This is a genomic window from Pseudaeromonas sp. HNCC25DJ180 (genome assembly GCF_055413345.1).
The window spans coordinates 22,650-35,686 of sequence record NZ_JBVAYF010000008.1 but is presented as its reverse complement, the minus strand read 5'-3'; the positions used below and the strand labels follow the sequence as shown (position 1 = coordinate 35,686).

Below are 13,037 nucleotides of genomic sequence, written 5' to 3'. Positions count from 1 at the left end.
TCGCCATCACATAGCACAACAAACACTCAAAGAGTTCAAATATTAAGACTAGCTTCAAAAACCCAAGTAATCAATTTATCTGCATGGATTTCAACCCTAGCGAAAGAAGTCGACTATCGTTGGATAAATTAATTTCCTTAGGGCTAACAGCAGAATAAAATTTTAAATCAATATAAAGCACATGCTTACCAATCAACATTTCCTTTGCTACATCAATAACAATGCCATGATCACCAATCGAATCAAATGAGAGCGATTTATAATATTCAGAATTTAAATAAACTTCAATTAACTGCTTATTGTGACCAGCCTGTATAAATGGAGAAACGTCAATTTTTAAACTGTGAAAGTTTGGATTTAAATAGGGTATAGCCAAACTAGCCTTAACTCCATCAGACCAAATACCCCATGATTCAGGCATGGACCATCCATTTAGCAAATATGGGACTCCATCTCCGCCAGCCGCAAAAGACAGCTCTTGCCCTAACGGTACGTTTTCATAAATATCTTCATACATAAGTTCATCAACATTAAAACAAGCCACACAGTTCTTCCAGTTTGGCGCGATAATATTGAACCCATCGACACGGGCCAACAAATCCCGATTAGGATCAATCGACATTGCAGCTAACTGGAATGAGTGATCATCCAAAACATAAAGTGAATCTGACTGATATCTGCCATATCTAATAGCTTCTAATGACATATCATTAAGTTTTCCCCATGCCGAATGACTTACCCTAGCGAGATATACGGCATCGGTTGATAAGTGATGTAAAGCTGCATATGCAGACAACTCTTGCCAATGAGGCCCGACATAATCTGGTTTAACCCAACGAATTTTATGATATTTTTCCGCGACTGATGCCCAAAATGGTGATATTAGCTTAGAGCTCCATGCTGAGCTTGACTCAGAACTAAACTTGTCATGTATAGAGTGTTGGTACATAGCCCTTGTATCTATTATCTGAGCAATTGCAGCTATCAATAACACTATTGAAGCTCGATATCTAAAAAACCTAACTACACCCCAAATCGAACATGTAATAATCAAATAATACACAACCCAAAATAAACGACCAGAAGCACGAAATACATTTGCCAGCCTCACGAATATATCTGGAACTTTTATGGAAACCTCAAATGAACCAAAAGCAATCAAATGGGTAATAGCATATAAACTCAAAAGCAAGGCCACAGAAATCAATGCCTTATGACGACTTATAACATTAAAGACGCGTTGACGCTGTTCACCTGATATCAAAGAAAGCATAAACAACAGAAAAACGAATAAAGAACCTAATCCGAGATAACTAAACCCCTCACCTTCTCCTGGAGAAGAACTAAAATCAGGGATAATGTAAGACCAGCCGTTTGAATCGATTAGTGATAGTAAATTCATGCGGTAATAACCATATCCAGCAGCAGCTGCTCCATCATGAATTGAGAAATACCCCACTTGCCAACAAGCTAAAGTGATCGATAACATCACAAATAGCAGCTCTTTAAATGCTACTTTAGCAAAAAAAACTTCGTTCCTATAGCTATCAATTAGGTCTGCCAGCCAAACAGCAAAACACATAATGAATAAATAAGCATGAACCATTGCAGATAAAGTTAACAACATAGCCCAGATTAATGGGCGCATCTTTATTTGTTTTTTTAATGCTAGAAAGATTGCAGCCAAAATAAAGAAATGCCCAACCAAACTCAGGTGCCCAAACAACCTTGCCATCATCGGAGGAGAAAAAACGAAAAGCACAGTTCCTGAAAAACGAACAACCCAAGACTCGGAAATTATACTAACAATCTTATACGCAAAGTATGATTGAAGAAGAAAGCAGATTAGCAACCAAATACCAAAGTATTGAAAAACACTCGGTAATGATGGTGAGAGCATCTTAAACAGAATAGCCATGAGTGGGTTAGAATCGCTATATATGATTGCATTACTTATCTCCAAACCGAATGCAGGATTCAATCCAAGTGGGAAGCTCCAGTCAGAATTTCTAAAGAAAAGCCATCCCAGATAGTGCTGAGCAGGATCTCCACTCTCTAACCAACCTATATTGCTTGTATTTAATACACTTTCTCCAACTACTACAAAGAATGCAATCAACCCTATAACAAATGGAGTTGCCTTAGATATTAACTTAAAATCAAACCTGGATAATTTTGTCATATAATATTTGACCACACGATAAATGACTGTTGACAATAACTATACAAGCTAAAAATCAAACACTCCTGCTTGTTTCAGATGTTACATTAGTTATTATTTTCAACATCTGTAATGAACTATTCACCCATGTTAGATAAGGCATCATTTCTGAGCTAGGATGGGCATCAAGTTTATATAAATCACACCATTTTAATATAGCATTTGCAACATTATTTTTTTTCAGCGAATCAAAATAATATGCATGCTCAGCAGCAACTTCTCTAAATACAGGGATATCCCGGGCAATAATAGGAAGATTATGTTGGGCGCCCTCAATTAAAGGCAAACCAAAACCTTCACCATATGATGCCGCGATTAGACAACTTGAATGGCTATACACTTTCTCTAAAAATTCATCACTAATTCCATTTAGCCAAAACAAATGATGATTGAGTTCTTTATTATTAATAATCGAACAAACAGTTTCTGGTATATTACGCCTCATATTGTCAGGTAGCGCCCCCCACCCCTCTTTTCCTACAATGACAAGATTAAGGTCATGCCCATCAGCCCATAATTCAGAGAATTCAGAGATAATTTCTAAATATCCTTTCCTGGGCTCTATTGTCCCAACCATTAAAAATGTCGGCTTCTGAGCAAATGTCTCAAGCAATAACTGAGCATTTTGAGGTAACCCAGTGGAAGGAGCACTACTTAAAACATCCGCCCCCAGATGGCACCAATCAATTTTATATCTTGCTAACTTTTCAGCTGAAGATACATTTGAATGGCACCACTCACGCAAATCATCAGCTACCGATTTTGATATGCAAATAGCCCCATCAAATTTCGTAACTGTATGTAGCCAGTCAGAATAGCCAATATCAGCACCAGGTGGAAATACGTCAGACATTGTTACAGGAAGTAAATCATAGACTATTGACCATACTTTGACACCGTGATTTCTGTAAAACAGAAATAGACCACTAGATGCTGCGCTCACTATATTGTGACCAGAATTATCTAAAGTAAGAAGAATATCACCATTTATTGGATTAACAACATCATCGTTAAGCTCAGTAGAATTAAAACCTAAAAGATTACACATAAAATTTCGAGCAAACTTATACACCCAACCACTGGCAGTTTCTTCAAGATATACCGGCTCAACTCGATATCCGGCAGGTACAACATCCAAAAGATTTAACAATACGGCTTTGGCCACGCGCTCTATACCAGTTTTATGATCATTCTGGCAGGTAGCCGTGATATCCAAAAATATCCGAAACTGTGGTTGCTTCAATGGATGATTTAATGAAATCAGCCTAGCAAACTTTGACAAGTCATTTTCATTAGCATGCTCATGAATTTGTTCTGCAATTTTTGGAACAAGCGATAACAAAGCGATTTCTGGTTTTTTATAAAACTGCTCAATAGCACCATAGTACAACTGAGCACATTTGGCTGGCGAACATTTATCTCTAATCATGTCTCGAGCGAGCTGTCCGAGCACAATTCTGAAGTCAGCGTTATAGTAAACTTTTTGAATTGCAGAAATCAAATCATTGTCAGAAAACTCGTCCGCCAACATCAACACAGTATTTCTTTCAATTTCGGCCATGGAACCATTTGCATTTACAATAACTGGCTTACCATAACTCATGCAATCAAAAACAGTTTTAGACGTTTCACCCCGAGACTGCGTTCTAAGTTGCACAGCAAGATCGGCTATAGATAAATAACTTTCAAATAACTCCTGAGATGCAAAGCCAGTAATTTTTATTCTGTCACCAAAACCACTATTATTTATTCTATCTGAAATGTTTCTACCATACTCACCACAATGATTTTCACCGACAAAGACAAGATGACAATGTTCTTTCTCTGCTAATTCACTCGCTAACCAGCACTCAAGCAATCTATGGTTAAGCTTCGAATCATCAATAAAGCCAAAACTGCAGATAACAAAATCATTTTTATCAAACCCAAGGTCTTCCCTGATTAACTCTGTGTTGGCAATAGTTGGCAGCGTTCTTAGAAGTGGAATAACCTTCCAACTTGACGTATCCGCGCGAGGGTACCATTCGTCAGCTAGGGACTTTGAATACATTGAGTGAACGATGACCCCATTAGCTTGCTGTAAGACTGAAAAATTTACCGGATAACTAATCTTACATTTTTCACTATTGTCATAGCGCGACTTAATTGCTTTATATCCATGCGATAGATAAAGCTGCTCATCCCAGGCACAAGAAAAACCAGACTGCATTTGCAACCATGCTATTAGCCCACTTAGATAGAAGTCATGTAGAACCACTGTACCTGGAATATCATGCATCAACTGTAACATATGCTGATGAAATGGCGAATTACCGACTTGATATAAAACACGATCAAAAACATCTGAATTTTCTACGAACCAGGAAACATCTCGGATCGCGCAATGTTTATTGATCCAGTGGTCAGATACGTCTGATTGTACAACTATCACATCAATATCATAAAACTGAGACAAAACTGGTATCAGCTCGGCACTATAGTCTGCAATACCTGTGCGCTCAGGTGGTAATGGAGAAACAAACGCCAATTTCAGTTTATTATTTATTCCACCCTGCTGACAAACAGGGTTGATATTATCTTTTGTTGCAATCCCTTCCCATGCATGAATTGCTCTTTTAGCTGTATCATCCCAGGAAAATATTTTAGATCTTTCTAATCCGTGCTTCATCAAGCTACTTAAAAAATCATCGTTCGTCAAAGCTTGTTTAAGTTTTTCATTAATAGAAATAGCATCAAAAGGATCAAATTGAGCATCTAATAAATCTACTACCTCAGGTAGGCTTGAAGAATTACTAGTAATTACAGCGGCCCCACATGCCATTGCTTCAAGAGCTGGCAAACCAAATCCCTCATGCCATGATGGGAAAACAAAAACCTTGCAAAGATTATATAATTGCAATAACTCTTCATCACTTATATAGCCACTGAAACAAAGCTCATCTTTATTCAACCCAAATTTTCTAGCATGGTGTTGAAGCAAACTAATCTGCCCATCAGACATCTTACCCGCAAAAAACAATTGATGAGACAGTCTAATATCTGCAGGCAATAAAGAATAAGCTTCTATCAAACGAGGTAAATTCTTACGTTCATCAGCACCACCAGTATATAAAACAAATGGGCGAATGATTTTAAATTTTGCCAATAAGCTTTCTTTCACAACAGATTCTATTACTACAGGTTTAAAAAATGGGTCAATTGCTGTCGACACATTAACAATCTGCTGTTCATTGAAGGGTAAATTATCCAATCCTTCTTGCCGACTAAACTCTGATATTGCCAAACAGATTTTGGCTTTTTTCAGACTATCTATTTTATCTAAATAATAATGTGCATAGCTAGGGTTTGGTGTTAAATAATGTTCCTCATTTAGAAGAGGAATTAAATCATACAGCGCCACACTAACAGCACAGTCTTTATCGTACTTTCCAATTGAATTTACCGCATCATCAATATAACCTTCAAACAGGCTACATATATGCAATACATCCGGCTTTAAAGCTGAAATAAATTCTTCTCGTAGCAACTCTGCAGCATTACGTCTTGCATTATTTTCATAATTAATTTCGGCGACAGGACCATCGGCATACCAGACTTTTATGTTTTTTTGAGGAAGCAGCCCATTAAATATCGTTCGGATAGACTCGACAGCCTCAGGAAATAGACTGTTTAAGACCAAAATAACTTCATGATTATCTCGATTTTTTACTACAGCCTGAACAAATGACATAGTATAGCGACCAATACCCCTAAAGCGGCTTTCAGTCTGCGCGCCCTGCATGTCAATAACAATACGCATTATTCCTCCCCCCCCATTTTAGAATCGACTTTCACTTTCAGTGCCATATATATTTGATATTCATGGGGAGTTAGATTACTCAGTTCTCCTGATATTGCTTTATGCAAGCCATTCCCACATTGCAATGCAGGAGAACCTATTATATTTCGCAGGCGAATTCTTAGATTTGGTGACTTATTTATTAACACTAAAACGATATTTTGAATTTTAGGTCTTCTATTGACATACAATGAAGCATGTCTTGCAAAATTAATTAACCAATTTTTAAAATCTCTAGGCCATGTTTTTTTTACACCATCACAGATGTAGCGAATTGGTGAAGTAATCCGCCATGATGTACTGTCATATATTGCTTGAATTTGTTGCTGACTTGCCTCAGCCAACAAAAAGTGTTGGTGATTTGATTCAAGCACCTTTGCTAGCTCATTATTTTTTTCATGTAGAGCAATAGATGTGGCTCTTACACATACTTCGGCCTGATTAACTCTACTCTCTTTATTTTTTAGCTCTTTCTCTAGCTGTTCCACTTGCCTCATTGCTGTTTCAGCTTGATTAATAGCATCTAAAAGACCAGTCTGAGCGTGTTCAAACTGCTTTTTCACCAATTGTAACTCAGACTCAATCCCACGACAAAATGGCTGAGAGGCTAAACCACTTAATACAAAATCGTCAAATATATTAGGTGGATACTTAAATTTACTAACTAGCTCGGGGTGTTCATCAGAAACATAGAACCTATTTAATCCATCGGAGTATACATATGTATACCCCTTAGCAATAACAAGAGGCTCCCAATCCTTATGACACTCATCCTGACTTAATGGGCGAGTACTCTCAATAACTAAAACCCATGGCCGAACATTAGAATCTTTCCAACTTTCAATAACATTTTTTTCAAGACCTTCTACATCCAGCTTGAGCCAATGAATATCTCTCGATGAAATATCGGCGAAAAGACTATCAAGAGATAAAATAGGAACAATGGTCTCAATACACTCAAATCCAGAGGCTTTGTGGTTCTGCGCTATTGCCGCGTCAGCCGTGGATAGACCAGTATCTGCAAACTCAAAAAAAACTAATTTTTCAGAACCAGTTCCTATTGCGGATTGATATATAGTCTCATCAGGCCGAGCATGTCGTAACTTGCTTGAATATTGTTGTGTCGGTTCAACATGAACGCCTCGCCAACCATGCTCATAAAAGGCAAGACTGACTGAATCAATAACTGGATCTTGTGCTCCAATATCAACATAAAAACCATTTTCAACATGCTTCAATGCTCGCCAAAGCATGACATCTTCGAAATTTTGAGCATATGAAACTAAACTCATAGCGCATTAATCCTTATTTCTGGATTTAGCCAGGCGATACCAACGAACTGCTGTTTACTTATATTGATAACAGTAAACATATGCGCCAAGTCACGCCATTCATAGTTATTTTCTAAATGTGTTTCTGTACTAACTAATGCCGTTTGAATCGAATAAGTACCAGGGCCTAAATATGCATCAAACTCACATTCAAATATAACTCGAGTTCCAGCAGCAACATTATATAGCGGCTGACGTTTTAGCTCTGTATTGGTCCCATATACCACCTGCCCCAACCTGTCTTTTATACCATAGCCTAACACAAGTTTAGGTATATCTTCTTTTACGTCAACTTCAATGCGTAATACTATGCGCTGACCAACATCAACTAATTCAACAACCTGTCCTTCTTTATTTATTATTTTTATATCACTAACTATTGCTTCACCAGTTCCGGATATGGTTTTTATGCTCCCATCCTCTGTAACTATCTGCTCAATCTTATTATTTTCTTTGTCAGCAAGAAGTGCATTATAGTAATCCATAACAGCTTCTGGCTCACCCTCCATCTCTACTTTACCCGCATTAAGTAAAATAGCTCGATTGCAAATGCTTTGGATTGCTTGTTTATCATGAGATACTAATAGTAGGGTTGTACCCTGTTTACTATATTCACGGATCCGGTCAAAACTTTTGTGTTGGAAGTAGGCATCCCCGACTGATAATGCTTCGTCAATAATAAGAATATCAGGTCTAACGGCTGTCGCCACACTGAAAGCAAGCCTAACTTGCATGCCACTAGAATAAACTCTAACTGGCTGGTCTATATAATCACCTATCTCCGAAAAAGCCTCAATCTCAGGCATTAATCTTGTGATCGCATCAACTGTATATCCAAGTAACTGGCCAGCCATTAGAACATTTTGCCGCCCAGTAAAATCAGGGTGAAAGCCCATCCCCAACTCTAACATAGCTGCGACGCGGCCAACCATATTAATAGAACCAGTTGTGGGCTGTGTTGTTCCGGTGATCATTTTAAGAAGAGTGCTTTTACCAGCACCATTAATACCAATAACCCCTATTGCCTCCCCTGGATTAACGGTGAAATTAATATTTTTTAATATCCACTTTAGTTGGTGTTTGGGTTTTAACCCAGGAATAAACCACTCAGCAATACGCCCCCAACGGCTGGTATATTGCTTATATGCTTTACCAACATTTGAAACACTAATACTACCCATTAGAGCTCATCCACCATTTCACCTGCATGTTTATGGAATAAACTTATTCCCAAACAGCAAAACATGATACCTAATAATGCTGCCAACCATAGTGAAGACCAGTTTGGCCACTCGCCTTTCACTAGAATTGTTTGACAAGCCCCGATAACAGCAGCCAACGGGTTGTATTTCATATATTGCTTCACACTTTCTGGCAGGGCAGCGACAGGATATACAATGGGAGTCAACCAAAACCAGAACTGTAGAAATATACCAAAAAACTGCCCAACATCTCTAAAAAACACATTAAGTATACCCAGCGTTATACCTAAGCCTATGCCAAAAACAACTAACACCACCAGCACAGGTAATAATGAAAAATACACAACACCAGGAAATGAATCACTTACAAGCAGGAATACCGTAAACAATCCAAAAACTATAGAAAAATTTAATAATGCATTAAGAAGAACTGTTATTGGTAAGCACAATCTTGGGAAGTTTATTTTTTTTAATATATTAGCTTGTTCTAAAAAAACATTTTGCCCTCGACTTACTAACTCAGCAAACAACCCCCAAGTCAAAACGCCAGCACAAAGATATATGCTATATGCAAATTCATTATCTACGCCAGGTAGTTTGGAATGCATCAATTGGGAAAATATCACTGTATATACAATTATCATCGAGAGTGGATTCAATACATTCCATGCGGCACCTAACAAGGAATTCTGATATTTAGACTGAAATTCACGCTTAACATTTCCTAAAACAAACCCTCGATATAACCATAAAGATTTTATGATTGTGATCGGCATGAACCTAATCCTTAAAAATAATTAAATAACACAACAACTAGGGAATCACATCTGGCGTCTACTACAGCAGTGCTCTATTTCATTGTGACTCCGCGTTCAGACGCACAACCAACATCTACTTTGTGATACTGCTGCTGAACTTAAGTAATAATTAGCAATTCAAGGCAGATGACTTCAGTTTTATCTAGCCAACAGTAAAAATTAATACACAGCTCATAATTATGCTCAGCATTGCATTGCTTGCAGAAATTATATCAAAATATTAGGGAGGTTGTTTAATCTCGCTCCCCACTTGGGGGAGCGGGGAGGAGCTCATTCTCTCCCGTAACGATCTTCGAAGCGGACGATATCATCCTCGCCCAGATAAGAGCCCGACTGCACCTCGATCAGTTCCAGCAGTATCTTGCCGGGGTTTTCCAGGGCATGGACCTGGCCAACAGGCAGGTAGACAGACTGGTTCTCGGTGACCAGCTGCACCTTGTCACCATTGGTGACGCTAGCGGTGCCGGAGACCACGATCCAGTGTTCGGCTCTGTGGTGATGCATCTGGATGGAGAGCTTCTCGCCCGGCTTCACCGTGATGCGCTTCACCTGATAGCGGGCGCCGTTATCGATGGAGTCATACTTACCCCATGGGCGGTAGACCTCCCGGTGAATATGGTGCTCTTTGCGGCCGCTGGCCTTGAGCAGCTCCACCACCTTCTTCACATCCTGCACCTGATCACGGCGCGCAACCAGAGTGGCATCCTTGGTCTGCACCACCACCAAGTCATCCACCCCTACCAGACTCACCAACGAGCTTTCGGCGTAGACATAGTTGTTGTGGCTATTTTGTACCAGCACATCACCCTGGTTGACGTTGCCATGGCCATCCTTTTCGCTGATCTCCCACAACGAAGACCAGGAGCCCACATCGCTCCAGCCCGCATTCATGGGCACCACCACCGCATCCTGGGTCTTCTCCATCACCGCATAGTCGATGGAATCGTCAGGGCAGGCGGCAAAGGCAGTCTTGTCGACACGGACAAAGTCCATATCCACGCCATTACCCGCAAGCGAGCGCTCACACGCGGCATAGATATCGGGGCGGAAGGCTTCAAGCTCCGTCAGATAACGGCTGGCCTTGAAGAGGAACATGCCACTGTTCCAGTAGTAGTCACCACTGACCAGGTAGTGCTTGGCCGTTTCCAGGTTGGGCTTCTCGACAAACTCCGCCACCCTGTAGCCGCTATCGGCCAAGGAGTCACCACGGCGAATATAGCCATAGCCCGTCTCGGGTGCCGTGGCCACTATGCCGAAGGTGACCAGATTATCGGCCTCGGCAAAGGGCACCGCCGCCTGCACCGCATGGCGGAACGCCACCTGATCTTTAATTACATGATCGGCGGCCAACACCAGCAACAGCGGGTCTTGACCGTTCTTCAGGGCAGTCAGCGCAGCCAGAGCAATGGCCGGTGCCGTATTACGCCCAACCGGCTCCAGAATGATGTTACCGGCCAACTTCCCCTGCTCACGCAACTGCTCGGCCACCAAGAAGCGGTGATCTTCATTACAGATGACCAGAGGGTTGCCACAGGCCAGCCCTTCCAGACGAGCAACCGTGTTTTGCAACATGGTCAGCTCGCCATCCAGCTTCAAGAACTGTTTGGGGAACAGCACTCGAGACAAGGGCCACAGGCGGGAACCAGCCCCCCCAGCCATGATAACAGGCATCAGCAGACTGCATTTTTTAGCACAATGGCTCATTATTGTTTTATCCCCACAAACACCCCCCTATATCACAACTAGCCAGCAGAAGATGCTACTGTTTTTGCACTTATGACGATAATACATTCTACAAGGCTATCTAACAAAATTAGCTCTATTTTTATTAAGCAAGCTACCGCCCAGAGGATGGCACCTCAAAGCCAAAAATCCGTCGTTCACAACCTCCGCAATTTTTACAGCTGCAGACATAAACCTACTAAGCGTCCCCCTTGATGGGTGTGAGATTATAGTACCAGTTGTAAATAAACAGAAGGAGAGGCTGTTTTCATGGGTGTTTTTTAACCAGACCAATCAAATTGGCTCTACAACAGAGGATGATCACCCGGGTGACTAAATTTCTAAACCATGCCTAGTTTGTGACCTAATTGTTAACAACGCAGTGGCTTTTGTTATCAGAAATTAGCCTTGATTGATTTCAAACAAATTCTATCTATTCAACAGGCAACATGATCTGACCCAACAATCGTGGACACCTGATTAAGCGACATGTTGCTCAAACGCCTCCGGGCTTTGGTATCCCAGAGTGCTATGCAGGCGCAGCCGATTGTAATCGACCTCAATGTATTCGAATACTGTTTCCCGCATCTGGGCTCGGCTTATAAACCGCTCTCCATGGATAGCTTCCACTTTCAATGAATGAAAAAAGCTCTCCGAGCACGCATTATCGTAACAGTTACCTTTGGCACTCATGCTGCAGTGCAAGCCGTTTGCGTTCAGCAATGCTTGATAATCCTGCGAGCAATACTGGCTTCCACGGTCACTATGCACGATAACACCTCGCCGTTGCTTGCGCCGGAACAACGCCATCTGCAAGGCATCGCAGACCAGTTGTGCCGTCATGCGCTCGGACATTGCCCAGCCGATAACACGACGAGAATAAAGATCCAGTAGCACTGCCAGATACAACCAGCCCTCGTCGGTCCAGAGGTAGGTAATATCACCGGCCCACTTCTGGGTTGGGGCGCTGGCGCTGAAGTTCTGTGCCAGCAGATTGTCGGCCACCGGCAGGTGATGTCGGCTCTGGGTGGTGGCCTTGAATTTTCTGGCTGCTTTAGCGCGCAATCCTTGGCGAAGCAAACTCTTGGCAACCGTTTTTCGGTTATGCACTACGCCCCGTTTGGCTAAGGCTTTGGTGATACGGATAGCACCACTACGCTCCTTGGCTGCGGCAAATGCATCGGCAACTTGGGCATCCAGTTCATGCTGCGCCTGGGTGCGAGCAGAAACTTTTCCTTGCCTGGATTGCCAGACGTAGAAACCGCTGCGAGCTACCCCCAGGACGCGGGTCATAGTCGTCACCTAAAATTGCCCGATATGTTCAGCAATAAAGGCGTACTTCACTTCAGGTGTTTGGCAAAGTACGCTGCCGCTTTTTTTACCAAGGCTAACTCTTCTGCTTGCTCAGCCAGTTGGCGTTTGAGTCGGACATTTTCATCAGCAAGCTGCTGCTCTCGCGCTCCGGTATTCATGCTCTGCCGAGTCTTGGTACGCCAGGCATATAGCTGGGCTTTTTTAGGCCCCAAATGGACCTTAATCTTAGTTATCCCAACACGCTCGGCCAAGGCTTCATCCTTGTACTGCTGGGAGTAACGGGTTCGGGTCTTTTTCTATTCGGTTGTTGCTTTGCTCATAATCCACCTCTGTCAGTGATTTTACTCACTTAACGAGGTGTCCATCGATAGCGGGCAGGATCAACAAGACTAGCGGTACTTATACAGTTTGCAGAAACCAATATAGCGAGGAAACGCCCGAGAGGTGGAGCTCGGGCGGACCCCACTCTCAATGGGTTCTTACTAATTATTCAAACATGCCTGTTTCGAACAAAATCCCCTCGCTCTCGCCCTAGGTTTGTAACTTCATTGCAAAGGGTACTGGTTTGCACCTTCCCCAAATCCCCTAGCC

General features: G+C 41.6%; 6 protein-coding genes and 1 pseudogene. All 7 read right to left on the bottom strand.

The features are described from left to right. Positions 1–70 precede the first annotated feature (70 nt). Positions 71–2,182 (bottom strand): DUF6311 domain-containing protein, encoded by a 2,112-nt coding sequence (locus ACZYTD_RS08695; RefSeq protein ID WP_463891308.1) that lies wholly within the window; start codon positions 2,180–2,182, stop codon positions 71–73. A gap of 55 nt (positions 2,183–2,237) precedes the next feature. Then, positions 2,238–6,020, bottom strand: coding sequence for a glycosyltransferase (locus tag ACZYTD_RS08690; RefSeq protein ID WP_463891306.1), 3,783 nt, complete (start codon positions 6,018–6,020; stop codon positions 2,238–2,240). Next, a complete protein-coding gene (locus ACZYTD_RS08685) occupies positions 6,020–7,351 on the bottom strand; it encodes an FkbM family methyltransferase (RefSeq protein ID WP_463891304.1) in 1,332 nt (443 codons plus the stop codon). The genes ACZYTD_RS08690 and ACZYTD_RS08685 overlap by 1 nt, the downstream gene beginning before the upstream one ends. Beyond that, a complete protein-coding gene (locus ACZYTD_RS08680; RefSeq protein WP_463891302.1) occupies positions 7,348–8,571 on the bottom strand; it encodes an ABC transporter ATP-binding protein in 1,224 nt (407 codons plus the stop codon). Before ACZYTD_RS08680 ends, ACZYTD_RS08685 begins: the two co-directional genes overlap by 4 nt. Next, positions 8,571–9,368: an ABC transporter permease gene (locus ACZYTD_RS08675; protein WP_463891300.1), complete on the bottom strand. Its 798-nt coding sequence runs from the start codon at positions 9,366–9,368 to the stop codon at positions 8,571–8,573. The genes ACZYTD_RS08680 and ACZYTD_RS08675 overlap by 1 nt, the downstream gene beginning before the upstream one ends. Positions 9,369–9,680: 312 nt before the next feature. After that, positions 9,681–11,081: a mannose-1-phosphate guanylyltransferase/mannose-6-phosphate isomerase gene (locus ACZYTD_RS08670; RefSeq protein ID WP_463891298.1), complete on the bottom strand. Its 1,401-nt coding sequence runs from the start codon at positions 11,079–11,081 to the stop codon at positions 9,681–9,683. Positions 11,082–11,612: 531 nt separating this feature from the next. Then, positions 11,613–12,697: pseudogene (locus ACZYTD_RS08665) on the bottom strand (IS3 family transposase). Positions 12,698–13,037 lie beyond the last annotated feature (340 nt).

Bases quoted from the DNA above. Each gene is read 5' to 3' on its own strand.
- ACZYTD_RS08695 (WP_463891308.1), bottom strand. From the start codon at position 2,182: ATGACAAAATTATCCAGGTTTGATTTTAAGTTAATATCTAAGGCAACT.
- ACZYTD_RS08690 (WP_463891306.1), bottom strand. From the start codon at position 6,020: ATGCGTATTGTTATTGACATGCAGGGCGCGCAGACTGAAAGCCGCTTT.
- ACZYTD_RS08685 (WP_463891304.1), bottom strand. From the start codon at position 7,351: ATGAGTTTAGTTTCATATGCTCAAAATTTCGAAGATGTCATGCTTTGG.
- ACZYTD_RS08680 (WP_463891302.1), bottom strand. From the start codon at position 8,571: ATGGGTAGTATTAGTGTTTCAAATGTTGGTAAAGCATATAAGCAATAT.
- ACZYTD_RS08675 (WP_463891300.1), bottom strand. From the start codon at position 9,368: ATGCCGATCACAATCATAAAATCTTTATGGTTATATCGAGGGTTTGTT.
- ACZYTD_RS08670 (WP_463891298.1), bottom strand. From the start codon at position 11,081: ATGCCTGTTATCATGGCTGGGGGGGCTGGTTCCCGCCTGTGGCCCTTG.